Source organism: Thioalkalivibrio sp. ALJ21, from assembly GCF_000378605.1.
In the GTDB taxonomy this organism is placed as follows: domain Bacteria; phylum Pseudomonadota; class Gammaproteobacteria; order Ectothiorhodospirales; family Ectothiorhodospiraceae; genus Thioalkalivibrio.
Genome location: NZ_KB905157.1, coordinates 198,278 through 224,309 on the forward strand (window position 1 = coordinate 198,278; position 26,032 = coordinate 224,309).

Sequence of the window (26,032 nt, forward strand, 5' to 3'; positions counted from 1 at the left end):
GGGATTGTCGGAACGTAACCTTCAACGATCGAGTCGCGACTTTCGCGAGCTGCTGCCGGAGGTGGTGCGCGAGGGCGATGGCGTTCGCCAGGCCCTGACCCATCGCAGTGCCGGCGGGCGCAACAACGAGCGCCTGGAGTTTCTGGGCGATGCGGTCCTGGGTCTGGTTATCGCCGATGCCCTGTACGAGCAGCTGCCGGACGCGCCAGAGGGGGATCTCACGCGTCTGCGCGCGGCGCTGGTCAACCGCGAGTCGCTGGCGGCCCTGGCGCGCGAGTCGGGACTGGAAGGCACGCTCAATCTCGGTCAGGGCGAACGCAAGAGCGGCGGCCAGCGGCGCGATTCCATCCTCGCCGACGCAGTCGAGGCCCTGATTGGCGTGACCTACCGCGAGGCGGGCATGCAGGCTGCACGCGACTTCACCCTCGCACTATATGCCGAGCGCCTGGGGAATCTCCCCTCCGCCGAGTCCCTGAAGGACCCGAAGACCCGGTTGCAGGAACAGCTGCAGGGCCGCAATGCGGAACTGCCTGTTTACGAAGTTCTGGAGGTGGTCGGTCCCGATCACCAGCGCCGTTTCACCGTCTCCGTGCATCTGCCTACCCAGGGCTGGGGGCAGCAGGGCGAGGGCTCCTCTCGGCGCCGCGCGGAGCAGGCTGCGGCCGAGGCTGCGCTGCAGCGGTTGCAGCAGCAGGCCCAGGAGCAGTGAGCGGCATGGACAGCGCCCCCGAGTCCGGAACGCGGTGCGGTATGGTCGCGCTGGTTGGCCGCCCGAATGTCGGCAAGACCACGCTGATGAACCGTCTGGTGGGCGAGAAGCTGGCAGCCACTACGCGGCGTCCCCACACCACGCGCAATCGTATCCTCGGCATCGTGACCGAGGGCAACGACCAGATCGTGCTGATGGACACTCCGGGGATTGATACCGAGCGCACGCGTCTGGTGAACCGGGTGCTGAACCGCACGGCCAGTCAGGCCCTGGCCGACGCGGACCTGGTGTGTTTCCTGGTCGAGGCGGGACGCTTTGGCGAGGGCGACGAGCGCATCGAGCAGCTGATTCGCCAGTCCGGGTGCCCGGCGCTGCTGGTGATCAACAAAGTCGATCGGGCGCGGGAAAAAGAAGAACTGCTGCCGTTTATCGCGGCGCGAATGGAGGCAATGCCGTATGCGGGTGTTGTCCCGCTGTCGGCAAAGACGGGTTCCAACGTCGCGGGCCTGATCGACGAGATCCGGGGCCATCTGCCCGCCGGGCCCTTCCTCTACGACCCCGAGCAGCTGTCCGATCGCCCGGAGCGCTTCCGCGCCGAGGAGATGATCCGCGAATCCCTGCTCGAGAGCCTCGGGCAGGAGGTCCCGTACTCGGTGGCCGTGCGCGTGGAGCAGTGGGCCGACGAGCCGCGGACGACGCACATCGACGCGGTGATCATGGTCGAGCGCGACAGCCAGAAGGGGATCGTGATCGGCAAGGGCGGGCAGCGGTTGAAACGCATCGGACAGGCGGCTCGCCTGCAACTGGAAGAACTGCTGGGCCGCAAGGTCATGCTGCGCCTGACGGTGCGCGTCGAAGCGGACTGGACCCGGAATCCGCGCGCCCTGCGCGAGCTGGGCATCGAAGAGCCCCGGTGAAGGCCCTGCGGCGCGCATGAGTGGCGCGGCGACGGCTGTCACCCAGGGTGTGGTGCTGCATGCCAGGGCGCTGCGCGAGAACAGCCGTGTGCTGGAACTGCTGACGGGCGAGGCCGGGCGTGTGGCGGCGGTGGTACGTGGCAAGGCGGGGTCGGTACAGCCCTTTGTGTTGCTGGATCTGGCCTGGCGCGGACGAGGCGAGCTGCCCACACTGCAGGTGGCGGAGCAGCAGCGGGTCTTTCCGCTGACCGGGCGGGCGCTGGTTTGCGGTTTGTACCTGAACGAACTGGTATTGCGCCTCTATCCGCGCGAGGCCCCGATCCCCGAGGCGCTGCCGGCCCTGCTGACGGCCTACGCGCGGCTGGCGGCCCGGGAGCGGGCAGACGTAGTGTTGCGCCGCGCCGAGTGGGCGTTGCTGTTGCCGATCGATTCCGGGCTCGAGCATGTCGATGTTGCCGAGCTTGAACCGGCGGTCTGGTATCGGTACGAGCCCGAAATGGGGCTGGAGCCCACGGCACCGGGGCGCGCGGGCGCCATCGCCGGGGAGGCCCTGGCGGCGCTGGCTTCGGGGCAGTCGGTCCCCGATAATTATGCCCGCCCGGCGCGTGACTTCATGCGCGCCCTGATTGACCATCACCTGGCCGGTCGCGCGCTGCGCACGCGAGCGCTGCTGTAGCCCCGGCCCTGACACGCATCCAAGCCCATACAAGGCCACTCGTACCATGTCGCATCCCGCACCGCTCAAGCTGGGGGTCAACCTCGACCACATCGCCACGATCCGCCAGGCGCGCCACACGCCGTATCCCGACTTGATGCAGGCGGTGCGCCTGGCCGAGGCCAGCGGCGCGGACTCGATCACCCTGCACCTGCGCGAGGATCGCCGCCATATCCAGGACGACGATGTCTTCGGTATCAAGCCGAAACTCACGGTGCCGATGAATCTCGAGATGGCCGCCACCGAGGGCATGCAGGCGATCGCCCTGAAGCTGCTCCCCGAGGCCTGCTGCATCGTGCCGGAGAAGCGCGAGGAGCTGACCACCGAGGGCGGACTGGATGCGGCCGGGCAGCTCGAGCGGTTGCGCGATTTTGTGGCCCCGCTGACCGCGGCCGGGATCGAGGTCTCGCTGTTCGTGGAGCCGGACGTGCGCCAGTTGGAGGCGGCGGTCAAGATCGGCGCCCCGGTGGTGGAGCTGCATACGGGCGCCTATGCCAATGCCCGTGATGCGGCCGAGCGCGAACGCTTGCTGGCCGGGATTAACGAGGCCGCCGCTGCCGGTCAGGCCATGGGGCTGGTGATCAATGCCGGTCACGGGCTCGATTACGACAATGTGCGTCCGATCGCCGCGAATCCGGTCTTCCACGAGCTGAATATCGGCCACTCCATCGTGGCACGGGCGCTGTTTACCGGGTTGCCGGAGGCAGTCAGCCACATGCGCGGGCTGATGGACGCCGCCCGCGCCGGTCTGCCGGTCGGCCAGTACCCGGTGTGATCGTCAGATGATCCTCGGCATCGGCACCGACCTCGTCCAGGTGGCGCGCATGCAGGGCATGTGGGAGCGCCACGGTCGGCGGCTGGCCGAGCGGATCCTGCATCCGGTCGAGCGCGCCGATCTGCCGTCGGAGCACCCGGCGGGATTCCTCGCCCGGCGCTTTGCGGCCAAGGAGGCCCTTGCCAAGGCGTTGGGATGCGGAGTCGGGGCCGACATGGGACTGGCCGAGGCCGGGGTGACCCATGATGCCCGCGGGCGCCCCGAGTTTGTGCTGGAAGGCCGCGCGCGGGCGACTGCCGAACGCCTCGGGGTGGTCGCCATTCACTTGAGCATCAGTGACGAGCGTGACTATGCCCAGGCGTTTGTTGTCGTCGAGAGCGGCGAGTAACCCGTATTTCCCTCCGGACGTGGTTGCCCGGGTGGGGTCGGCTCCCTAGAATGTGGCCCCTTATGCCCATCCATGTCGGCTGAACGGATGGTGCCAGCCCTGAGCGAGTGACGGAGTCCAGTCCATGCCCTGGAACGAACCGGGAAATAGTAACCGCGACCCCTGGAGTGGGGGCGGCGGTGGTAGCGGTGGTGGCGGGGGCAACCAGCCCCCCGATCTGGAAGAAATGATGCGCAAGCTGTCGCGCCAGCTGAACGGAATCTTCGGCGGTGGTGGCGACAGTGGCTCCGGGGGGGCCTCCGGTGGCGGCATGGGTCGTGGTACCCAGGCCCTGGTCAGCCTCGGGTTGATTATTGCTCTGGTGGTCTGGCTGGCCTCCGGCTTCCATATCATCTCCGAGGGCGAACGCGGCGTCGTGCTGCGCTTCGGCGCCTTCCAGGAAGTGAAGAACCCGGGCCCCGGCTGGCACCTGCCGTATCCGATCGAGCGCATCGAGATCGTCAACGTGGACAACGTGCGAACCATCGAGCACCGCGCGCTGATGCTGACCGGGGACGAAAACATCATCGATATCGATATCGCGGTGCAGTACCGCATCCTCGATCTGGTCGATTTTCTCTTTAACGTGCGCAATCCGGACTCCACCGTGAATCACGTAATGGAATCCGCGATCCGCGAGCGCGTGGGTCGTTCCAACCTGGACTTCATCCTCGGTGAAGGCCGTGGCGAGATTGCATCCTCGGCACGTGTTGTGATGCAGGAGAGCCTGGATGCCTACGGGGCCGGGGTTACGGTAACCGCCGTGTCCATGCAGCAGGCCCAGCCGCCGGAGCCGGTCCAGGAGGCCTTCGCCGACGCGATCCGTGCCCGTGAGGACGAGGTCCGCTTCCGCAACGAGGCCGAGGCCTACGCCAACGGGGTGATCCCGCGGGCCCGTGGTCAGGCGGCCCGTATCATCGAGGAGGCCGAGGCCTATCGCGATCAGGTCATTGCGCAGGCCGACGGTGATGCCGCCCGCTTCGACCAGTTGCTGGTGGAATACCAGCAGTACCCGGAAGTGACCCGCGACCGTCTGTATCTTGAGGCCGTCGAGGCCGTGCTCGAGGATTCGCGCAAGGTCATGCTCGACGTGGGCAGCAGCAACAACCTGATGATGCTGCCGCTGGATCAGCTGTTCCGTGGTACCGGTACCCGGTCCAACTCGGGTGATACGCCGACCCCGCAACCCATCGATACCAGCCGCGGTGGCCTGGGTGCCACTACTGGGTCAGGTGTCAATCGACTGGGTAGCCGTGATCCGGCGGCCCAGCGCTCGCGGGAGGTGCGCTAATGCTACGCATAGCCGGTATCGCCGTTGTTGTCATCGGGATCGTGGTGGCGCTGTCGACCTACACCGTCGACGAGCGCGAGCGCGTGATCAAGTTCGCCCTGGGCGAGATTCGCCAGGTCGACCCGGAGCCGGGTCTGCACTTCAAGTTTCCGCTGATCCAGAACGTCGAGAAGTTCGACGCCCGGATCATGACGCTGAACATCCCGCCGGATCGGTTCCTGACCTCCGAGGCGAAGAACATCATCGTCGACTTCTATGCCAAGTGGCGGATCGACGATGTCGGCCAGTTCTACCGCTCGACTCGCGGTGACGAACGGCTGGCCGAGGAGCGCCTCGCACAGATCCTGCGCGACGGCATGCGTAACGAGTTCGCGCGGTACGAACTGCAGGAAGTCGTGGCCGGCGAGCGCCTCGAGATCCTGGGCGCGGTACGCCAAACCGCGCTGGAGACGGCGCTGGAGCTGGGGATCAATCTGGTGGACGTGCGCGTGCGCCGGATGGACCTGCCGGACGAGGTCTCCGAGTCGGTGTACGAACGTATGCGTGCCGAGCGTGAGCGCGTGGCGCAGGACTTCCGGGCCCGTGGTCAGGAGGAGGCCGAGCGCATCCGCTCGCGCGCTGATCGTGACCGCACGGTTATCCTCGCGAACGCCTATCGCGACTCCGAGGAGATCCGGGGTGCCGGTGATGCGCGTGCTACCGAGACGCTGGGCCGCTCGTTTGGCGAGGACGAGGAGTTCTTCCGCTTCTACCGGAGCCTGATCGCCTACCGCAACAGCATGAGCGGCGAGAAGAGCACCTTTATCCTGGAGCCGAACTCCGAGTTCTTCCAGTTCTTCAACGCGCCGGGCGGGGAGCGGCCGGCGCCGCTGCCGACCCAGTAACACCGGGGCCGGGCGCCGTCGCAGGTGCCCGGTGCGCGGTGACCGTTTGACTCGGGCCCGGTCTTCCGGGCCCGAGTCATGCCGGGCGCCGCTGTCTACCGCGCGACACAAGAGGCAGGGACGAGATGACCGAGATCAACCGCTGGCTGCTGCCGGATGGCCTCGACGAGGCGCTGCCGGATGCCGCGCGGCGCCTGGAGGGGCTGCGCCGTCGGGTGCTGGACCAGTTCGATACCTGGGGCTATGACCTGGTAATGCCGCCGCTGGCGGAATACCTGGAGTCCTTGCTGGTGGGCGCGGGCCATGCGCTGGATTTGCAGACCTTCAAGCTGACAGACCAGATGAACGGCCGTCTGATGGGCGTGCGCGCGGACCTGACCCCGCAGGTGGCACGCATCGATGCGCACCGCCTGAAGGTCGAGGGCCCCAACCGCCTCTGCTATGTCGGGAGTACGCTGCGTACGCGTGCCGACGAGTGGTCCGGGTCGCGCAGTCCGCTGCAGGCCGGGGCCGAGCTGTTCGGCCATGACGGCCTGGATTCCGATCTCGAAATCATCCGCCTGATGCTCGCCACACTGGAGGTCTGCGGGGTCTACCAGCCCAGCATGGACCTGGGGCATGTGGGGATCTATCGTGCGCTGGCGCGCGAGGCCGGTCTCGACAACGCCCGCGAAGAGGCCTTCTTCGACCAGTTGCAGCGCAAGAGCGTCCCCGAGATCGAGGAGACCCTGGAAACATGGCATGCGGAAGGCATGGATGCGGCCGTCTGCGGGCGGTTGCGCGCGCTGGTGGATCTTAATGGTGACGCCGGCGTCATCGCCGCCGCGCGCGAGGCCCTGGCCGGTGCGCCGGCCGAGGTGGCGGCGGCCCTGGATCACCTGCAGGCGGTGGCGGAGCGTCTGGAGGCGACACAGCCGAACGTGGACCTCCACGTTGATCTCGGCGAGTTGCGCGGCTATGCCTATCACACGGGCCTGGTGTTCGCGGTGTTCGTGCCAGGCTCGGGGCAGGCGATTGCACGCGGCGGGCGCTACAACGATATTGGTCGCGTCTTTGGCCGCGCGCGCGCCGCGACCGGCTTCAGCACCGATCTGCGCGAGTTGCTGCGCCGTGCCGAGGTGGCGCCGCCGGTGCCGCGTCGTACGGTGCGCGCGCCGGCCTCGGGTGACGTGGCCATGGAGGCCGCAATCGCCGACCTGCGTGCGCGCGGTAATCGCGTGGTGCGCGATCTGGAAGGGCAAACCAATGAACCCCCCGCCGATGCGCGCCTGGAGCTGCGCGACGGGGCCTGGACGGTAGTGGAGTACTGAGCCGATGGGACGTTTCGTAGTCGTACTGGGCAGTCAGTGGGGTGACGAGGGCAAGGGCAAGATCGTCGACCGCCTGACCGAGGACGCAGCCGCTGTTGTCCGTTTTCAGGGTGGGCACAATGCCGGGCATACCCTGGTGATTGATGGCGAGAAGACCGTGCTGCACCTGATTCCGTCGGGGATCCTGCGCGAAGGCGTGGAATGCATGATCGGCAACGGGGTGGTGCTTTCGCCCGAGGCGCTGATTACCGAGATGGAAGAGCTCGAGGCCAAGGGCGTGCCGGTTGCCGACCGCCTGCGGCTGTCGGACGCCTGCCAGTTGATCCTGCCCTATCACGTGGCGCTGGACCATGCGCGCGAGAAGGCGCGCGGCAAGGCTGCGATCGGGACCACCGGGCGCGGGATCGGCCCCGCCTACGAGGACAAGGTCGCGCGTCGCGGCCTGCGCCTGGACGACCTGTTCCACCGCGAGCGCCTGGCCGCCAAGCTGGGCGAGGTGATGGACTACCACAACTTCGCATTGAAGCATTATTTCAAGGCCCCCACGATCGACCAGCAGGAGGTGCTGGAACAGTGCCTGGGGCACGCCGAGCGCCTGCAGCCGATGGTCGCGGATGTCGCCGGGAGGCTGCACGAGTTGCGGGCCCAGGGCCGGGACGTGATGTTCGAGGGCGCACAGGGCACCCTGCTGGACATCGACCACGGGACCTATCCGTTTGTTACCTCGTCCAATACCACCGCCGGGGGCGCCTCGACGGGCTCCGGTGTCGGTCCGCGCGATATCGACTACGTGCTGGGGATCACCAAGGCCTACACCACCCGTGTCGGGGCCGGCCCGTTTCCGACCGAGCTGTTCGATAACATGGGCGAGCACCTGGCCACCCGGGGCAACGAGTTCGGTTCCACCACCGGGCGCGCCCGGCGCTGCGGCTGGTTCGACGCGGTCGCACTCAAGCGCGCGGTCGCGATCAACAGCATCAGCGGCCTGTGCATGACCAAGCTGGATGTGCTGGACGGGCTGGAGAGCGTGCAGATCTGTGTCGGCTATGACTGTGGCGGCACGCGCCACGAGGTACCGCCGTCCGGGGCCGAGGCCTATGCAGCCTGCAAGCCGATCTACGAGGAGATGCCGGGCTGGCAGGAATCCACCGTGGGGATTCGCGAATACGAAAAGCTGCCGGCTGCGGCGCGGGCCTATCTGGAGCGCCTGTCCGAGGTGGTGGGGGTCCCGATCGACATGATCTCCACTGGGCCGGATCGCGACGAGACGCTCGTGCTGCGCGACCCGTTCGAGCGCTGATCCAGGGTCGTTTGGGGCATCAGTTGGACGTGCGGTGCGGGCTAGTCCCGTGCCGCACACGCGGACACGCGTATAGACACCGCTACACGGACATCCGTGCGGAGCGACGGGGCGGGTATTTTCGTCTTGGGGATTCCGGAAGCAGAGAAATGGTGCCGAGGAGAGGACTTGAACCTCCACGAGCTTTCGCTCACTAGCACCTGAAGCTAGCGCGTCTACCAATTCCGCCACCTCGGCACGAGGTCGGAGCGCCGGTGCGAGCCCGGGTCCTGCGCTTCAGGAGCGCGCAATATAGTGCGCGGCCAAAAGCCTGTCAACGTCCGCGAGAATGTCCAGTGTCATGGGCGCGAACGTGAGACTGCGTTCGCGTGTCCTCCGGCACTTCCGGCAGCAAATCTTTACATGCCGCATAATAGGTCGCTTGCGCTGCCGGCCTTCCGCGGGCAGCCACCGAATCATCCAACGAGTTGTTTGAATGCCAAGAAAAAGAAGCAAGGCGCCGGTCGATCCCAATTTCGAGCGCGAGGCGCAGAAGTACGACAATCCCATCCCCAGCCGCGAGTTCATCCTCGGGCTTCTGCAGGAAGCCGACAACCCCCTGTCCTATGACGAGATCGCCGAGCGGCTGGAGATCGCCGACGACGATCGTCTCGAGGCCCTGCGCCGCCGCCTGAAGGCGATGGAGCGCGACGGCCAGGCCCTCTGCAACCGGCGCGGAGCCTATCTCCCGGTTAACCAGGAAGACCTGATCCGCGGTCGCGTGATCGGCCACCCGGACGGCTTCGGCTTTCTGGTGCCGGATGAGCAGGACGACGATCTGTTTCTCTCGCCGCGCCAGATGCGCGGTGTGTTCCATGGCGACCGCGTGCTGGCGCGGGTCATGGGCGTGGATCGTCGCGGTCGCCGCGAGGGCGGTATCGTCGAGGTCCTCGAGCACAACACGACCCAGGTGGTCGGGCGCCTGCGCATCGAGGACGGGGTGGGCATCCTGACCCCGGACAACAAGCGCATCACCCACGACATCCTGGTGCCGCCCGATGGCCTGGGCGAGGCCGGAGACGACCAGATCGTGGTCGTGCGTATCCGCGAGTCCGCGTCGCGCACGGCACGCCTGCGCGGCGATGTGATCGAGGTGCTGGGCGAACACATGGCGCCCGGCATGGAGATCGACATCGCGATCCGTGCCCACGGTCTGCCGCACGAGTGGCCGGAAGAGGTCGCCGCCGCGGCCGACGAGCTGGGCGCCGAGGTCAGCGAGAAGGCCAAGAAAGGTCGGCTGGACCTGCGCGAGCAGCCGTTTGTGACCATCGATGGCGACGACGCGCGGGACTTTGACGATGCGCTGTACTGCGAGCGCGACGGCAAGGGCTGGCGCCTGTGGGTCGCCATCGCGGACGTGTCGCACTATGTCGAGCGGGAGGCGGCACTGGACCGCGAGGCACGTACGCGCGGGACCTCGGTATATTTCCCGAACAACGTGATCCCGATGCTGCCGGAAGTCCTGTCCAACGGGCTGTGCTCGCTGAACCCGAAGGTGGATCGGTTGAGCATGGTCTGCGAGATGGAGATCGGTGCGCGCGGTGCCCTGAAGAACTATCGTTTCCACGAGGGCCTGATCCGCTCGCATGCGCGCCTGATCTACGAGGACGTGGCGGCGATGCTCGATGGCGATGCGTCGCTGCGCGAGCAGAATGAGCATGTGATGCCCCACCTGGAGGTCCTGCACGAGGTCTTCAAGGCGCTGCACGCCGCGCGCAACCGCCGAGGGGCGATCGACTTCGATACCACCGAGACCAAGATCCTGTTCGGCGAGGATCGCAAGATCGAGCAGATCGTGCCGACCGAGCGCAACGACGCGCATCGCATGGTCGAGGAATGCATGATCATGGCCAACGTGGCGGCCGCGCGCTTCCTCAAGAAGCACAAGGTGCCGGCGCTCTTCCGTATCCACGACCAGCCGCCGACGGACAAGGTCGACGACCTGCGTGACTTCCTCAATGGGGTGGGTCTGGCGCTCGGCGGGGGCAGCGAGCCGAGCCCCCGCGACTACACCGAGGTCCTGAAGGCGGCGAAGAAGCGTCCCGACCAGCAGCTGATCCAGACCGTGCTGCTGCGCTCGCTGAGCCAGGCGGTGTACGCGCCCGAACTGGACGGCCACTTCGGGCTGGCGCTGGATGACTACGCCCACTTCACCTCGCCGATCCGGCGCTACCCGGATCTGCTGGTGCATCGCGGGATTCGCCATGTGCTGCGCAAGGGCAGCAACAAGGGCTTCCCTTATTCGCACAACGACATGGAATCGCTCGGCGAGCACTGCTCCATGGCGGAGCGCCGTGCGGATGATGCCACGCGCGACGCGGTCGCCTGGCTCAAGGCCGAATACATGCAGGACAAGGTCGGCGACACCTTTGACGGCGTGGTCTCCGGGGTGACCGGATTCGGGCTGTTTGTCGAGATCAAGGATGTCTACATCGAGGGACTGGTGCATGTGACCGCCCTGGATAACGACTTCTACCACTTCGAGCCGTCGCGCCACACGCTGACCGGCGAGCGTGGTGGTCGCGTGTTCCGCATCGGCGACGAGGTGCGCGTGCAGGTCGTGCGCGTCAGCCTGGATGATCGCAAGATCGATCTGGCGCTGGCCGAAGAGTCGACAGTCGAGCCCGCGCCCAAGAAGAAGGGCGGCCGTGGTCGCAAACGCAAGGACGCGGAGGCCGTGCAGCCGGCGCCGGAGGCCGCGCCCGAGCAGGCCCAGGACGACGCCCCGCCGAAGAAGAAGCGCCGCCGTCGTGGTGGACGCGGTCGCGGCAAGTCGGCGGAGTCCGCCACGGAAGCCCCGACTCCCGAGGCGTCGTCCGGCGACACTTCAGAGACGCCGTCGGGTACCGACGGCGAGCCCGGTGGCAAGTCCGGCCGGCGTCGTCGTGGTCGGCGGCGTCGTTCGTCCAGCGCCTCCTAGGAACCCGGGCGATGGGCAAGGGCGGCAAGGGGCCTCGCGGCGAGTCCTTTGGCGGGATCCACGCGGTCGCCGCCGTGCTGCAGCATGCCCCGGAGCGCGTGCGTCTGCTGCAGCTGGCGAGTGGCACCCTGGAGCCGGCGCTGGCGCATTTGCTGGAGCAGGCCCAGGCACGCGGGATCTCGGTCGAGCGGGCGGGGCGCGACAAGCTCGACCAGCAGCACCCCGGCTTCCAGCATCAGGGTGTGATCGTGCATTGCGCCCCGCGCCCGGTGGTGGACGAAAAGACCCTGGTCCAGCGGGTACAGGACGGGCTGGACCTCGTGCTGGTGCTGGACGGGGTGACCGATCCGCACAACCTGGGCGCCTGCCTGCGTACGGCGGATGCGGCCGGAGCGGGTGCCATCGTGACACCCCGACACCACAGTGCGGCGCTCACGCCGGCGGCGATCAAGGTCGCCTCGGGCGCGGCGGAAACCGTGCCGGTGGTCGCGGTCGGCAACCTCGCGCGGACCCTGGCGGTATTGAAGGATGCCGGCATGTGGACCGTAGGACTTGATGGTGCCGCGCACGAGGACCTCTATGCAGTCGATCTGCGGCCGCCGACCGCGATCGTGATGGGGGCCGAGGGCGAGGGTATGCGACGCCTGACCCGTGAGGCCTGCGATCATCTCACCCGGATCCCGATGGGCGGCACGGTGGAGAGTCTGAACGTCTCGGTGGCGACCGGGATCACCCTGTTCGAGGTCCGGCGCCAGCGCCAATCCTGACACCGCCGGGCCTGATACACTCGGGATATGCGCGCGCATCCTCGACCGTTCCTCTGGCTGTTGCTGCTGTTGCCCCTGCTGGTGATGGCGCAAACCGTACATGCGGCCGACATGGCGACCATGCCCGCCGAGCCCGTAGAGATGGACGCCTCCATGCACTGCGAGGGCGCGCACTGCGATCATCACGCCGAGCAGGAGTGTTCCAGCCACGGTGGCTGTTGCATGGCCCCGCTGGCGACTGTCGTCTCGCTTACGCCGAAGCTGGCCCGGATACCCGCCGAATCGCTGTTGCGGCCGGCCCGGTCATCCGCCGCACCCCCGAGCCCTCCACCGAGATCCTGATTCCCCTGTCCCGGGACGCGGCCTGGCCGCGTCCGTTTTGATGATTGCGACAGCGAGGAATCGAGATGTCTTTTGCAACCGCTTTTCCGGTCAGCGTCCTGCTGGCCATGAGCCTGACCCTGGCCACGCCGCTCGCGGCGAGCGAGGGCCACGACCACCACCACGGCGAGCCGGCCCATGATCACCATGACCATTCCGGCCAGGGTGACCACCGCGGCCATGACCATCACGCGCACGATGACCCCATGCACGACCACGACGCGCATGAGCATCGCTGGGAGGCGCCTTCCGATGCGGCCGAGCGCGATAACCCCCACGCGGCGGACGAGGCATCCATCCGCATGGGGCGGGATGCCTACAAGGCCCAGTGCCTGGTCTGCCACGGGGAGGCTGGCGCCGGTGACGGCCCGCAGGCGCGTGCGCTGGAGTCGCGTCCAGCCGATTTACGGGCACACGCCGGGGGGCACACCGCAGGCGAATACCACTGGATGATTCGCGAGGGTTCGGGCGAGATGCCCGCCTTTGCCAGTGTGCTGGACGACGACGAGATCTGGCACGTGGTCAATTACATCCGCTACGAGCTGGCCGATGCCGGCGACGATCCCTCGGATGGCCACGATGGCCATCACGCGCCTGACGGACACGACGACCACGATCACCACAACGGGGGGCATCATGGGCATGCGTATTAAGTCGGTCGGGGCACCGGTGATCGCGCTGGCCCTCGCCAGTCTGCTCGCCGGGTGTGGCGACGAGGTCTCGGAGGCCGCGAAGGAGCGCGCGCCGTATCCGATCCAGGGGCTGGCCAGTATCGAGCTGTACGGCGATCCGCAGGTGGGTCGGGAGCGCTTCGCGCAGAGCTGCGCGGAGTGTCATGGCGCCGATGCCCGCGGTACCGGGCAGGGGCCGGCGCTGATCCACCGGATCTACGAGCCGTCCCATCACGCCGACATCACCTTCTTCATCGCGGTCGAGCGCGGGGTGGTCGCGCATCACTGGGAATACGGCGACATGCCGCCGGTCCCGGGGCTGGATCATCAGGATGTGGCGGATATCGTCGCCTGGGTGCGGCACGAGCAGCGTGACGACGGGATTATTCCGGACGACGAGTGGCCGGTGGACGAGGACTGACATCGTCGCCCGGCCTGGCGCGACGGCGCTACCGAGGCCCGTCGGGCTTGTTGCCGGGGCCCAGTTCGTTTAAGGTATCGCGCCTTTCCGTCTGCCGGTTATCCGGTGGCCGGAATCCTTGCCTCACCGCTGCGTCGGGAGGCTGATACCCGCAAGGAGTCGAAAATGCGTCATTACGAAGTTGTGTTCCTGGTCCACCCGGACCAGAGCGAGCAGGTCCCGGCGATGATCGAGCGCTACAAGGGCCTGGTCGAAGGTCACGAGGGCAAGATCCACCGCCTGGAAGACTGGGGCCGTCGTCAGCTGGCCTACCCGATCCAGAAGCTGGTCAAGGCCCACTACGTGCTGATGAACATCGAGGCCTCGGAAGAGGCGCTGGAAGAACTGGTCAGTGCCTTCCGGTTCAACGATGCCGTGCTGCGCCACCTGGCCATGCGCATGGAAGAGGCCGTCACCGAAACCTCCCCGCTGGCCAAGGGCCAGGAAGAGGAAGGTGCCAAGGGCCGTCGCCGCGAGCGTGACGACGAAGGTGGCCAGGCCGCCTCTGACGACTCGGCCTCCGCCGAGTAAGTCCCGCCCGTCCGTTGACCGAATTTTTGAAGGAGATCTGACATGGCCCGTTTTCCGCGTCGTCGCAAGTACTGCAAGTTCACCGCCGAAGGCATCGAGTACATCGATTACAAGGACCTGAACCTGCTGAAAGGTTTTGTAACCGAGACCGGCAAGATTGTGCCCAGCCGCGTGACCGGCACCAGCGCGAAGTATCAGCGCCAGCTGGCCACGGCCGTGAAGCGCGCGCGCTACCTCGCGCTGCTGCCGTACAGCGACAACCACTGATCCGCGCTCCGGTTCGCCCGGACGCACGGCCATGCGTGTACTGGCCGAATTCGTGATGAAAAGCCGGGGCCGCGCCGTGGGCGCGGTCTCCGGCTTTGGCGTTGCGGGGCTCTTCCTGCCGCCGATCGCGATCGTCAGCAGTGCCCTGATTGCACTGGTCGGCCTGCGTGTCGGTCTGGGGCAGGCCCTGCTCGTCGCCGCGCTGTCGGCGCTGGTACTCGGGGCCGCGATGTTCGTGCTGATCCCGGAGGCCCCGCCGATGGCGGGCGTGGCTGCCGGGTTTGTGCAGTGGGCACCCGTGGTCCTGCTGGCCGAGGTCCTGCGCCGTACGGTGTCCTGGCGCATGACGCTGAAGGCCGGCGCGATGGTCGCCGGGCTCGGTGTACTGGCAGTGCATGCCCTGGTGCCGGACCTGCAGACGGCCTGGTCCGAGGCGGGCATGGCCCTGCTGGGACCGCTGTTCGAAGGTACGGATACCGGGGCGCAGGAGCTGGAAGCCGCGCTGCGCCGTGCGGCGCCCTACCTGACGGGTCTTTTTGCCGGGATCGTGCTGCTGAGCCTGACGCTGAGTCTGCTGATCGGGCGCTACTGGCAGGCGCTTCTGTACAACCCGGGGGCGTTTGGCGAGGAGTTCCGGGCGCTGCAGTTCGGTCGTGCCATGAGCGGCGTGACCGTCGCGCTGGGGCTGGTCGGGCATCTCGGCCCGGTGCCGCTGGCCACGGAGCTGGCGTTCATCCTGGGGGTGCTGTTTTTCCTCCAGGGGATCGCACTGGTGCATGCGCTGACGCACCACCAGGGCATGAGCAGCTTCTGGCTGGTGGGTATGTACGTACTGATGGCGCTGGCCCTGCCGCAGATGTTCCTGCTGCTGGCGACGATCGGGGTGATCGATGCCTGGGCGGACATCCGTTCGCGCCTTGGCGCGCTAGGCGGGCGCAAGGGTCCGGGTGACGGACCGGACGGTGACAACAATTCGTGAGACCGGTCGGCGACCGGTGTAGAATGCGCCCCTTTGGGGGCTGACCCAACGTTACAGGAATACCGAAGATGGAAGTCATTCTGCTGGAAAAGATCGATAACCTGGGTGGTCTGGGTGACCGCGTGACCGTGCGCTCCGGCTTCGCCCGCAACTACCTGCTGCCGCAGGGCAAGGCCAAGTTCGCCACCGCGGAGAACATTGCCGAGTTCGAGGCCCGCCGTGCCGAGCTGGAAAAGGCCGCCGCCGAAGCGCTGGCCGCCGCCGAGGCGCGCAAGGCACAGCTGGAAGGTACCGTGCTGGAAATCACCGCCAAGTCCGGTGGCGAGGGCAAGCTGTTCGGCTCCATCGGCCCCGCCGATATCGCCGACGCGCTGACTGCCAAGGGCACCGAGGTGGAGAAGAAGGAAGTGCGCATGCCGGAAGGCCCGCTGCGTACCACGGGCGAGTTCGAGATCGGCCTGCACCTGCATACGGACGTGGATGTCGACATTCACGTCGTGGTCATCGGCGAGGAGTGATCCTCCGCATGTCGGGAGAGTGGCCGCAGGTCGCTGACGCCCGGCAGGCTGGCCGGTTCACACGGTGCCCTCTGGCATGAACCGGCCAATGACGCCGAATCCGCGCATCCCCCCGCATTCCGAGGAGGCCGAGCAGTCGGTCCTCGGCGGGCTGATGCTGGACAACGCCGCCTGGGATCGGGTGGCGGACCGCATTACCGATGAAGACTTCTATCGCCATGACCACCGCCTGATCTTCCGGGCGGTGGCCGCATTGGCCGAACGCAACGCCCCGTTCGACATGGTGACCGTGTCGGAACAGCTCGAGCGAACCTCCGAGCTGGAAGACGCGGGCGGCATGGCTTATCTGGGCCGCCTGGCGGCCGAAACCCCCAGTGCCGCGAACATCGTGGCCTATGCGGACATCGTCCGCGAGCGTTCCATCCTGCGTTCCCTGATCTCGGTGGGCACCGAGATCGCCGATTCGGCCTTTGTGCCCGAGGGTCGGGAATCCAAGGAACTGCTGGATCAGGCCGAGCAGAAGGTGTTCCGCATCGCCGAGCAGGGTGCGCGCGGAGCTCGGGGATTCCGCGGCATGAAGCCGCTGCTGACCGCCGCGGTCGAGCAGATCGAGTACCTCTACGAGACGCAGAACCCGATCACAGGCGTGGCGACGGGGTATCAGGACCTGGATGCCCTGACGTCAGGGCTGAACCCCGGCGATCTGGTGATCGTTGCCGGCCGACCCTCGATGGGCAAGACCTCGTTTGCCATGAACATCGCCGAGTATGTGGCGATGAAGAACGCCGAACCAGTCGCGATCTTCTCCATGGAGATGCCCGGCGAGCAGTTGGCGATGCGTCTGTTGTCGTCCATGGGCCGGATCAATCAGCAGAAGCTGCGCTCCGGGCGCCTGGAGGACGGCGACTGGCCGCGCCTGACCAGTGCCGTGCAGATGCTCTCCGAGGCCCCGCTGTTTATCGACGACACCCCGGCGCTGTCACCCACCGAACTGCGCGCCCGTACGCGCCGGCTGATGCGCGAGCACAAGGGGCTCAAGCTGATTGTGGTCGACTACCTGCAGCTGATGCAGTCGCCCGGCAGCAGCGAGAATCGCGCGAATGAGATCTCGGACATCTCGCGATCGCTGAAGGCCCTGGCGAAGGAGCTGAGCGTACCGATGATCGCGCTGTCGCAGCTCAACCGTTCGCTGGAGCAGCGCCCGAACAAGCGCCCGGTGATGTCCGATCTACGCGAGTCCGGGGCCATCGAGCAGGACGCTGACATTATTGCCTTCGTCTACCGCGACGAGGTCTATAACGAGGAGTCCCCGGACAAGGGCACGGCCGAGATCATTATCGCCAAGCAGCGTAATGGCCCCATCGGGACTGTGCGCCTGACCTTCCGCGGGCAGTTCACTCGCTTCGAGAACTACGCCCCCGACGTCTACGGCGGGATGGAGCAGTAGGGGGACACCCAGCCATGTACACAGTTGCGTTGGCGCCCAATGCTTCTCGATCCCTGGCCCGAGGCGGCGCGTGAGGCGCGCGGCCAGCATCCAGCTCCACCCCGAGGCCCTGCGGCACAACCTGGCCGTGGCGCGAGGCCTCGCACCCGGTGTCCCCATGTGGTCGGTGATCAAGGCGGAAGGCTACGGCCACGGACTGCTGTGGGCGGCCGAGGCACTCGCCAGCGAAAGCGACGGGCTGGCCGTTTCCCAGGTCGGTGAGGCGCGGGCACTGCGCGATGCCGGCTTCGACGGCGCGTTGCTGGTGCTGCAGGGTCCGCGCGATCCCTCCGAGGTGCATGCCTGCACCGAATTCGACCTGCAGCCTGTGCTGCACGACGCGGCACAACTCGACCATCTCGAGACCGCCCGAGTCACGCTTCCCATCGTCTGGATCAAACTGAATACCGGGATGAACCGGCTGGGTTTCGTGCCGTCGGAGGCGGCCTCGGTCGCCAGGCGACTCCAGGCTACCGGCCACGGGCAGGGCGGGTTGCACTGGATGACCCACATGGCCTGTGCCGACGAGCCGGAGCATCCACAAAATGCCCGCCAGCTGGACCGTTTCGCGACGACGGTGGCGGAATTTTCGGGACGCCGCAGCGTGGCCAATTCGGCGGCCCTGTTTGCCGGCTGGGGTCGGGGCGGGACGTCCGATGCCCCCGGTGAATACTGGGGCCGGCCCGGTATCATGCTCTACGGCGCGCATCCGGCCTCGGTACCCACCGAGCACCTCCCGGAGGGTCCGGACAGCGACCTGCGCCCGGCGATGACCGTGCAGGCCCCGATCATCGCCACCCAGCCGCTCGAATCCGGCAGTACCGTCGGTTATGGGGCGACCTGGGCTGCCGATGTGCCGGGCCGGGCCGGGATCGTCGCGATGGGGTATGCCGACGGATACCCGCGCCATGCCCCGTCGGGCACACCAGTGCTGGTGAAGGGGGCGCTTTGCCCGCTGATCGGGCGCGTGTCCATGGACATGCTGGCGGTGGATCTCTCCGGGGTGCCCGATGCGCAGGTCGGGGACCCGGTGACCCTGTGGGGCGAAGGCCTTCCCGTTGAGCGCGTGGCGCGCGCGGCGGGGACGATCAGCTACGAGCTGCTGACGCGCGTGGCGGACCGCCTGCAGCCGGCGCGCTGATACACTGTCGCATCCCGCATTCAAGGATGCCGCGATGACCGACTTCGACCCCGCTGATTACGACCCGCAGACTGTAGCCATCCGGCACGGTTACCAGCGTACGCCCGAGGGCGAGCACTCCGAGGCGATCTTCCCGACCTCCAGCTTCGTATTCGGCTCGGCCGCGGAGGCCGCCGCGCGCTTCGGCGGGGAGTCGCCCGGCAACATCTACTCGCGCTTCACCAACCCGACCGTGCGTACCTTCCAGGACCGCCTGGCCGCGCTGGAGGGGGGCGAGGCCTGTGTGGCCACCGCCTCCGGTATGTCCGCGATCCTGGCGACCATGATGGGTCTGCTGAAGGCCGGCGATCACGTGGTCTGCTCGCGTTCGGTGTTCGGCACGACCACGGTGCTTTTCAACAACTACCTCGGCCGTTTCGGTGTCGAGGTGACCTACGTCGAGCTGTCGAACCTCGAGGCCTGGGAGGCCGCCACGCAGCCCAATACCCGGCTGTATTTCTGCGAGACGCCGTCCAACCCGCTGGGCGAGGTGGTGGACATTGCCGCGCTGGCGGAGATCGCGCATCGGCACGACGCGCTGCTCGCGGTGGACAACTGCTTCTGCACGCCGATCCTGCAGCGCCCGCTGGATTTGGGCGCCGACATCATCATCCACTCGGCGACCAAGTTCCTCGACGGCCAGGGGCGCTGCCTGGGTGGCGCGGTGGTCGGCGATGCCGAGCGCGTGGGCAAGGACGTCTACGGCTTCCTGCGCACCGCCGGGCCGACCCTGTCGCCGTTCAACGCCTGGGTGTTCCTGAAGGGGCTGGAGACCCTGGCCCTGCGCATGCGCGCCCACAGCGAGAACGCCCTGGCCCTGGCGCAGTGGCTGCAGGCCCACCCGAAGGTCACCGCCGTGCATTACCCGGGGCTCGAATCCCACCCGCAGCATGCGATCGCCAAGCGCCAGCAAAGTGGCTTCGGCGGCGTGCTGAGCTTCGAGGTCGCCGGCGGGCGCGAGGCCGCCTGGTCGGTGATCGACGCAACGAAATTCCTGTCGATCACCGCGAACCTGGGCGATACCAAGACCACCATCACCCATCCGGCCACCACTACCCACGGCCGTGTGGACCCGGACAAGCGGGAGGCTCAGGGCATTACCGAGGCCCTAGTGCGGGTCGCGGTCGGGCTGGAGGCGGTCGCCGACATCCAGCGCGATCTGGCCCGCGGGCTCGACGCGCTCTGACGCAGGCACCGGGTCGACCGCGCGGATATGTCCAGACCCGGGTCCGGTGATGTCCATCCGAAGCCGCGCCGGCGTCCGCGCTGGCGTGTACTGCTGACGATTGTCATTGGTTTCCACCTGCTGGGGTTCCTGTCGTCGCTGGATGCGCTGATGTCCACCCGCACGCCGCAGGGCGCGGTGGCGTGGATCGTGTCGCTCAACACCGTTCCCTATGTGGCTGTGCCGGCCTACTGGGTATTCGGCGCCAGCGAGTTTCGCGGCTATGTGGTCGCGCGCCGTGACGAAGACTCCGCTCTGGCGCGGGCCCTGCAGCCGAAAACCGAGGAGCTGTGGTCGCACCAGTACATCGCGCAAGAACCGAGCAAGCACCTGGACGGGGTGCAGCAACTCGCCCGCTGGCCGTTTCTGCACGGCAACGAGGTCGAGCTCCTGGTGGATGGCGAGGCGGCTTTCGACAGTATCTTCGAGGGGATCGAACAGGCCGAGCGCTACCTGCTGGTGCAGTTCTATATCGTGCGTGACGACGCGATCGGGCGCGAACTCCAGCGACGGCTGGTGGAGCGGGCGCAAGATGGGGTCGAGGTCTACTTCCTGTACGACGAGATCGGCAGCTACCGCCTGCCCGGCAGCTATCTCGACGACCTGCGCGAGGCGGGGGTGCATGTGCAGCACTTTCACTCGACCCGCGGGCGCGGCAATCGCTTCCAGCTGAACTTCCGCAATCACCGCAAGATCGTGGTGGCCGATGGCGAACAGGGTTGGGTCGGCGGACTGAACGTGGGGGACGAGTACCTCGGGCGGGACCCGAAGATCGGCCCCTGGCGCGACACCCACCTGCGCATCGAGGGGCCGTCCGCCCTGGCCCTGCAGTCGGTGTTCCTGGAGGACTGGCACTGGGCCACCGAAGAGATCCCGGAGCTGGACTGGCAGCCGGCGACCATGGCGGACGATGGCGTCCCGGTGCTGATCCTGCCCTCAGGACCGGCCGACGAGTTCGAGACCGCCAGCCTGATGATGCAGCAGGCGATCCATGCGGCGGAGCGGCGCATCTGGATCGCCAGCCCGTACTTCGTGCCGGACGAGGGCGTGCAGGGCATGCTCAAACTGGCCGCGCTCAGTGGCGTCGACGTACGGGTGCTGATCCCCGAGGTCACCGACAACCCGCTGACCACGCATGCGGCCTATGCCTTTCTGGGTCCGCTGCTGGATGCCGGCGTGCGCATCTACCGCTATCAGGAGGGTTTCCTGCACGGCAAGGCCTTCGTGGTGGACGACATGGGCGCGGCGGTGGGGACCGTGAACCTGGACAACCGCTCGTTCCGGCTGAATTTCGAGGTCACCGCGCTGGTGATGGATCCGGCCTTCGCTCGCGAGACGGCGCGCATGTTTGAAGCCGACTTTGCCCGCTCGCGCGAGATGACCCGGCAGGACGTGGACGACCTGCCGCTGTGGCGACGGGTGGCCGCAAGGGCTGCCTATCTGCTGGCGCCGGTGCTGTAGGTTTCAAGGCAGTGACCGGAAGGCTTGATCTGTGTCATGTGCAGATGCAGCGCCAGTGCTAGACTTGCAAAACGAATACCTGTTCAGGCCAGCCCGTGTCGCGAGCCCTGCACCATCTGCTGAATCTGCTGATTGTCGCCGCCCTGTTGCTGGCGCCGATTGCCGGCGCCGGGATGATGCACGGTGATCCCGCGGACAGCATGACCGCGGCGGATCACTGCCCGAATCATGGAGCGGGATCACCTGCGGAGCCCCTGCCTTCGGACCTTTCCCTGGACCTCGTGATCCAGGCCGAGCCTTCGGCCTGCGAGATGCCCTGCGCGGTCTGTGGCGTCTGCGGGGTCCCGGCCTTGCCTTCGCCCGCCGGCACGCCGGTCACCGCGGCTGCACCGGTTCTCGCGCCCCTTCCCGTTGCCATGGGCCCCGGTATCCCCGCAGCACCGGATCTGCGACCTCCCCTCTGAGTTCTCCCTGGCTGGGGTTCCGCCCGGCCCCGGGTGATCGTGGATCACCCACTCGGTGCGCGGTGTCGCGCATTGCAGTTGTCACGATGTCCTTGGGAGGACTACACCATGATGCATGAACAAGGTTTTGGCTGGATGACGGGCCTCGGCTTCGGCCATGGCTGGATTGGTCTCCTGATTCTGGTACTGCTGATCCTCGGGATCGCGGCCCTGATCAAGTATCTGTTCAGCAATCGCTAAAGGAATCGCACGATGACGACGGAAACGAAGCCAGCGGACGCCCGCGAGGCGGTGGTGATCGTCCCCGGCATGGGGTCGGATCACTGCGCGGGGATTGTGCGCGCGGCGCTGGAGAAGATGCCGGGCGTGGCCTCGGTGGGGACCAATATCGCCCGCCACCGGGTCACCGTGGGATACGATCCCGAGCAGGTTGACCCGCAGGGGTTGCGAGCCGCCGTGGAGGGGGCTGGCTACGATGTCGCCCAGGTCGAGGGCGCGGCGGGCGGTGCCGGTGCGGTGCGTCTGGTGGTACCCGGCATGGGTTCGGATCACTGCGCGGGGATTGTGCGCGGTGCGATCGAGAAGCTGGACGGCATCCAGGCGGTGCGCACCAATATCGGCGATCACCGTGTGACCGTAGAACCCGGTCCCGGTGGCCCCGACGCCGAGGCCCTGCGCGCCGCGGTCGAGGGGGCCGGCTATGACGTGGCGGCGGTGGAGACCGAGGAGGCCGGCAGCGAGGCGGACGACGCCGAGATTGATGCGGCCTATCTGAAGCAGGCCTGGCGCCGGCTGTGGATCGCGATGATCCCGACCATCGCGATCATGGTGCTGATGATGCCGCACATGTTCTGGCAGGAGATCCCCGGCTATCTGCTGATCATCGCCGTGCTGGCGTTCCCGGTGGTGTTCATGGCCGGGGGTGCGGCCACCCACCGTTCGTCCTGGCGCGCGCTGAAAAGCGGCAGTCTGAACATGGACGTGCTGATCTCCATGGGCTCGCTGCCGCCCTATCTGCTGGGGCTGATCGGCTTTGTCTACCCGATGACCTCGTTCATCGAGATGGCCGCGACCATCATGGCCTTCCACATGCTCGGGCGGTACCTGGAGTACCGCGCCAAGGGCGAGGCCTCCTCTGCGATCCGCAAGCTGCTGGATCTGGGCGCGAAGTCGGCCCGGGTGGAACGCGACGGCGAAGAGATCGAGGTGCCGGTGAAATCGCTGCAGGTGGGCGAGGTGATGATCGTGCGCCCGGGCGAGAAGATCCCCACCGATGGCGAGGTGGTTGCCGGCGAGAGCACCGTGGACGAATCCATCGCCACCGGCGAGTCGGTGCCGGTGGACAAGGCTGAGGGCGATACCGTGCTCGGTGCGACCCTGAACCAGCAGGGGCGGCTGAAAGTGCGCGCGACCCGTGTGGGGGCCGACACTTTCCTGTCGCAGGTGATCCGTCTGGTGAACGAGGCGCAGGGTTCGCGGGTGCCGGTGCAGGAGCTGGCGGACCGCATCACCGCGCGGTTCGTGCCGGCGGTATTGATCATCGCGCTGGCCGCGTTTGCAGCCTGGCTGGCGTTTTCCGGGGCGCTGCAGCCGATCCTGATCTGGGGCGAGGGCTTTCTGCCCTGGGTGGACTCGGAGCGGCCGCCGATCGTGCTGGCTATCCTCGCGGCCATTGCCGTGCTGGTCATCGCCTGTCCCTGCGCGCTGGGCCTGGCCACGCCCACGGCGCTGATGGTGGGCTCCGGCATGGGGGCCGAGCGTGGGGTGCTGATCCGCTCGGGCTCCGCGATCCAGACGCTGAAGGACATCCGCGTGATCGTGCTCGACAAGACCGGGACCATCACCCGCGGGCAGCCGGCACTGACCGACGTGATCGCGGCCGAGGGCTTCGATGACGCTCGCGTGCTGCGCGCGGCCGCGGCCGTGGAGGCTGGTTCTGCGCATCCGCTGGCCGAGGCCATTGTGCAGGGTGCGCGCGATCGGGAGCTGGCGGTCGCCGAGGTCGAACAGTTCCAGTCGCACACCGCGCGCGGGGTGGAGGCCCACCTCGACGGGGAACGCGTCCTGGTCGGCAGCCAGCGGCTGCTGGAGGAGCAGGGCCTGGATCCCTCCGGCCTGCTGGCATCGCTGCGCCGGCTCGAGGATGCCGGCAAGACCGCGATGCTGGTGGCCATTGGCGATCGACCCGCCGGTATCGTCGCGGTCGCCGACACCCTCAAGGCGGAGTCGCAGGCCGCCATCGAACAGCTGCATGCCCTCGGCATCCGCTGCGTGATGGTCACCGGCGACAACGAGCGCACCGCCAACGCGGTGGCCGCGCAGGTCGGGATCGACGAGGTCCGTGCCGGCGTGCTGCCGGAGGGCAAGGTCGAGGCGGTCCGCGAACTGCAGGCGCAGTACGGCGACCACGTGGCGATGGTGGGCGACGGCATCAACGACGCCCCGGCGCTGCAGCAGGCGAACGTCGGCATCGCGATCGGGGCCGGCGCGGATGTGGCCATCGAGGCCGCCGATGTGACCCTGGTGCGCGGTGAGCTGACCAAGGTCGTCGAGGCCGTCCGGCTCTCGCGCCTGACCTTCCGCAAGATCGTGCAGAACCTGTTCTGGGCCTGGGGCTACAACACCGCCGCGATCCCCATCGCCGCGGTCGGCCTGTTGCACCCGATGATCGGCGTGATCGCGATGACCGCCAGCTCGCTCTCGGTCATCGGCAACTCCATCCTGCTGCGCCGCAGCATGCCCAAAGGAGAACAATCATGAAACGACGTCAGTTTCTCGGACTGGCCGCGGCGCTGCCCGTGGTCACCACGTTTGGCGGCTGGACCCTGTTCAACCATGCGGTCTCCGCCCCGCGTTTCGACAACACGCTGTTTCTGCCCGGGAGTGACGGGCCGTTTGCAGTACTGGCGCCCGATGCGCCGTTCACCCTGGTGGCCGAACAGGGGTGGTTGCCGGTGCCGGGCCGCAGCGAGACCCCATTCCTGTGGTACCGCACGCAGGTGAACGGGGCCGACTATCAGAATCCGATCCTGCTGCTGCGCACGGGCGACGAACTGGACGTGACCCTGGACAACCAGCTTGACGAGGGCACGATTATCCACTGGCACGGCCTGCATGTGCCGGGCCGGGAGGACGGGCACCCGATCCATACGGTCGACCCCGGTGACCAGTACGAATACCGCTTCAAGGTCACCAACCGCGGCGGTACCTACTGGTATCACACCCATGCCCACCACCGGACCGCGCGCCAGGCCCACCAGGGACTGGCCAGCTTTCTGCTGGTCGGGGACGACGACAACGATGCCCTGAACGAGGCACTGGACCTGGAGCTGGGCAGCACCGATCTGCCGCTGGTGCTGCAGGACAAGCGCTTCGACCGGCTCGGGCATCTGGTGTACCAGCCGAATCCGATGCAGGGGATGATGGGGTATCTCGGGGACGAGGTGCTGGTGAACATGACACCGTCCGCCCGCCACGAGGTCGAGCGTCGCATCCATCGCCTGCGCCTGCTGAACGGCTCCACCGCCCGGATCTATCGCCTCGCCCTGCGGGCCGATGGCGACGCGGTCCCGTTCCGGGTCATCGGCACGGACGGGGGTCTGCTGGGGTCGCCCCGGGAGGTGAAAGAGGCCTTCCTGTCACCGGGCGAGCGTCTGGAGGTGCTGGTCGACTTCGCGGCCTTTGCCGGGGGCGATCGGGTGGAACTGCACAGCCTCGAATTCGACCCGATGGCCGGCGGCGGCATGATGGGCCGCGGTGGTATGGGAAGAGGCATGGGCGGTGGCATGGGCCGGATGATGGGCGGCGCGATGCACGACGGCGACCCGCTCGCGCTGCTCGAATTCGTGGTCCGCGAGGGCGAGGCCGTGACCGCCCGGGTGCCCGAGCGCCTGTCACGGATTGAGCCCATCGACATCACCGATGCCAGGGAGCGGGACATCCGCCTGGACATGGCCCCGATGCAGTGGCGCATCAACGGCGAGGTCTATGACCCGGACCGGGTGCCGATCGAGGTGGATGCCAACACGAAGGAGGTGTGGGTCATCCGCAATGCGGACCACAGCATGCCGCACCCAATGCATATCCATGGCTTCTCGTTCCAGGTGCTGTTGCGCTCTGGCGGCCCCGATTTCGTGCGCGAACAGGCGGTCAACGACGACGGGCTGACGGTCGCGGATCTGGGCTGGAAGGACACGGTCCTGCTGTGGCCGGGCGAGACCGTGCGCATCGCCATCGACTTCACGCACGATTACGATGGCGACCAGCTCTACGTGTTCCACTGCCACAACCTGGAACACGAGGACAATGACATGATGGTGAACGTCCGCGTGCGTGCCTGACGGCGCGCCTGCACG

26 protein-coding genes and 1 tRNA gene are annotated in these 26,032 nt (G+C 67.3%); 26 read left to right on the forward strand and 1 reads right to left on the reverse strand.

The window, feature by feature from the left end:
* Positions 1–4 precede the first annotated feature (4 nt).
* From rnc to F579_RS0112350, 9 genes are all read left to right on the forward strand, one after another.
* A complete protein-coding gene (rnc, locus tag F579_RS0112310; RefSeq protein ID WP_019024975.1) occupies positions 5–709 on the forward strand; it encodes a ribonuclease III in 705 nt (234 codons plus the stop codon).
* Positions 710–750: 41 nt separating this feature from the next.
* Positions 751–1,626 carry a GTPase Era gene (era, locus tag F579_RS0112315; protein WP_019024976.1) on the forward strand — a complete coding sequence of 292 codons (876 nt, stop codon included), beginning with the start codon at positions 751–753 and terminating at the stop codon, positions 1,624–1,626.
* Positions 1,627–1,642: 16 nt separating this feature from the next.
* On the forward strand, positions 1,643–2,302 hold the full coding sequence (locus F579_RS0112320; protein WP_019024977.1) for a DNA repair protein RecO: 660 nt from the start codon (positions 1,643–1,645) through the stop codon (positions 2,300–2,302).
* A 46-nt stretch (positions 2,303–2,348) separates the two neighbouring features.
* Positions 2,349–3,116 carry a pyridoxine 5'-phosphate synthase gene (locus F579_RS0112325; protein WP_019024978.1) on the forward strand — a complete coding sequence of 256 codons (768 nt, stop codon included), beginning with the start codon at positions 2,349–2,351 and terminating at the stop codon, positions 3,114–3,116.
* 7 nt (positions 3,117–3,123) lie between these two features.
* The gene (gene acpS / locus F579_RS0112330; protein ID WP_019024979.1) at positions 3,124–3,504 is read left to right on the forward strand and encodes a holo-ACP synthase; all 381 of its coding nucleotides are present in this window, start codon (positions 3,124–3,126) and stop codon (positions 3,502–3,504) included.
* Positions 3,505–3,628: 124 nt separating this feature from the next.
* Positions 3,629–4,834: an FtsH protease activity modulator HflK gene (gene hflK / locus F579_RS0112335; RefSeq protein ID WP_038029920.1), complete on the forward strand. Its 1,206-nt coding sequence runs from the start codon at positions 3,629–3,631 to the stop codon at positions 4,832–4,834.
* Positions 4,834–5,718 (forward strand): protease modulator HflC, encoded by an 885-nt coding sequence (hflC, locus tag F579_RS0112340; protein WP_019024981.1) that lies wholly within the window; start codon positions 4,834–4,836, stop codon positions 5,716–5,718. The genes hflK and hflC overlap by 1 nt, the downstream gene beginning before the upstream one ends.
* Before the next feature lie 125 nt (positions 5,719–5,843).
* On the forward strand, positions 5,844–7,028 hold the full coding sequence (locus F579_RS0112345) for an ATP phosphoribosyltransferase regulatory subunit (protein ID WP_019024982.1): 1,185 nt from the start codon (positions 5,844–5,846) through the stop codon (positions 7,026–7,028).
* Positions 7,029–7,032: 4 nt separating this feature from the next.
* Complete coding sequence (locus F579_RS0112350; protein ID WP_019024983.1) at positions 7,033–8,328, forward strand: adenylosuccinate synthase; 1,296 nt, start codon at positions 7,033–7,035, stop codon at positions 8,326–8,328.
* Between the two features lie 150 nt (positions 8,329–8,478).
* Here the strand turns inward: F579_RS0112350 and F579_RS0112355 are convergent.
* Positions 8,479–8,565, reverse strand: a tRNA-Leu gene (locus tag F579_RS0112355).
* A gap of 238 nt (positions 8,566–8,803) precedes the next feature.
* Here F579_RS0112355 and rnr point away from each other — a divergent pair.
* From rnr to F579_RS0112440, 17 genes are all read left to right on the forward strand, one after another.
* Positions 8,804–11,287 carry a ribonuclease R gene (gene rnr / locus F579_RS0112360; protein ID WP_019024984.1) on the forward strand — a complete coding sequence of 828 codons (2,484 nt, stop codon included), beginning with the start codon at positions 8,804–8,806 and terminating at the stop codon, positions 11,285–11,287.
* An 11-nt stretch (positions 11,288–11,298) separates the two neighbouring features.
* Positions 11,299–12,054 carry a 23S rRNA (guanosine(2251)-2'-O)-methyltransferase RlmB gene (gene rlmB / locus F579_RS0112365; RefSeq protein WP_019024985.1) on the forward strand — a complete coding sequence of 252 codons (756 nt, stop codon included), beginning with the start codon at positions 11,299–11,301 and terminating at the stop codon, positions 12,052–12,054.
* A gap of 27 nt (positions 12,055–12,081) precedes the next feature.
* A complete protein-coding gene (locus F579_RS0112370; RefSeq protein WP_019024986.1) occupies positions 12,082–12,396 on the forward strand; it encodes a hypothetical protein in 315 nt (104 codons plus the stop codon).
* A gap of 65 nt (positions 12,397–12,461) precedes the next feature.
* Positions 12,462–13,088, forward strand: coding sequence for a cytochrome c (locus tag F579_RS0112375; RefSeq protein ID WP_026301102.1), 627 nt, complete (start codon positions 12,462–12,464; stop codon positions 13,086–13,088).
* Positions 13,072–13,527, forward strand: a complete 456-nt coding sequence (locus tag F579_RS0112380; RefSeq protein ID WP_019024987.1) for a cytochrome c — start codon at positions 13,072–13,074, stop codon at positions 13,525–13,527. The genes F579_RS0112375 and F579_RS0112380 overlap by 17 nt, the downstream gene beginning before the upstream one ends.
* 165 nt (positions 13,528–13,692) lie before the next feature.
* Positions 13,693–14,097 (forward strand): 30S ribosomal protein S6, encoded by a 405-nt coding sequence (rpsF, locus tag F579_RS0112385; RefSeq protein ID WP_012983301.1) that lies wholly within the window; start codon positions 13,693–13,695, stop codon positions 14,095–14,097.
* A 42-nt stretch (positions 14,098–14,139) separates the two neighbouring features.
* Complete coding sequence (rpsR, locus tag F579_RS0112390) at positions 14,140–14,364, forward strand: 30S ribosomal protein S18 (protein WP_018138099.1); 225 nt, start codon at positions 14,140–14,142, stop codon at positions 14,362–14,364.
* Between the two features lie 31 nt (positions 14,365–14,395).
* Positions 14,396–15,343, forward strand: coding sequence for a hypothetical protein (locus tag F579_RS0112395; protein WP_019024988.1), 948 nt, complete (start codon positions 14,396–14,398; stop codon positions 15,341–15,343).
* 68 nt (positions 15,344–15,411) lie between these two features.
* A complete protein-coding gene (gene rplI, locus F579_RS0112400; protein ID WP_012983298.1) occupies positions 15,412–15,861 on the forward strand; it encodes a 50S ribosomal protein L9 in 450 nt (149 codons plus the stop codon).
* 88 nt (positions 15,862–15,949) lie between these two features.
* On the forward strand, positions 15,950–17,308 hold the full coding sequence (gene dnaB / locus F579_RS0112405; RefSeq protein WP_019024989.1) for a replicative DNA helicase: 1,359 nt from the start codon (positions 15,950–15,952) through the stop codon (positions 17,306–17,308).
* Positions 17,309–17,378: 70 nt separating this feature from the next.
* On the forward strand, positions 17,379–18,488 hold the full coding sequence (gene alr / locus F579_RS0112410; RefSeq protein WP_019024990.1) for an alanine racemase: 1,110 nt from the start codon (positions 17,379–17,381) through the stop codon (positions 18,486–18,488).
* 34 nt (positions 18,489–18,522) lie between these two features.
* A complete protein-coding gene (locus F579_RS0112415) occupies positions 18,523–19,713 on the forward strand; it encodes an O-succinylhomoserine sulfhydrylase (protein WP_019024991.1) in 1,191 nt (396 codons plus the stop codon).
* A gap of 27 nt (positions 19,714–19,740) precedes the next feature.
* Positions 19,741–21,213, forward strand: coding sequence for a cardiolipin synthase (gene cls / locus F579_RS0112420; protein ID WP_019024992.1), 1,473 nt, complete (start codon positions 19,741–19,743; stop codon positions 21,211–21,213).
* Between the two features lie 95 nt (positions 21,214–21,308).
* Positions 21,309–21,677, forward strand: a complete 369-nt coding sequence (locus F579_RS15195; RefSeq protein ID WP_038029925.1) for a hypothetical protein — start codon at positions 21,309–21,311, stop codon at positions 21,675–21,677.
* A 108-nt stretch (positions 21,678–21,785) separates the two neighbouring features.
* On the forward strand, positions 21,786–21,917 hold the full coding sequence (locus tag F579_RS15465) for a hypothetical protein (RefSeq protein WP_018861924.1): 132 nt from the start codon (positions 21,786–21,788) through the stop codon (positions 21,915–21,917).
* 12 nt (positions 21,918–21,929) lie between these two features.
* Positions 21,930–24,437, forward strand: coding sequence for a heavy metal translocating P-type ATPase (locus F579_RS0112435; RefSeq protein WP_019024994.1), 2,508 nt, complete (start codon positions 21,930–21,932; stop codon positions 24,435–24,437).
* The gene (locus F579_RS0112440) at positions 24,434–26,017 is read left to right on the forward strand and encodes a multicopper oxidase family protein (RefSeq protein WP_019024995.1); all 1,584 of its coding nucleotides are present in this window, start codon (positions 24,434–24,436) and stop codon (positions 26,015–26,017) included. The genes F579_RS0112435 and F579_RS0112440 overlap by 4 nt, the downstream gene beginning before the upstream one ends.
* Positions 26,018–26,032: the final 15 nt, after the last annotated feature.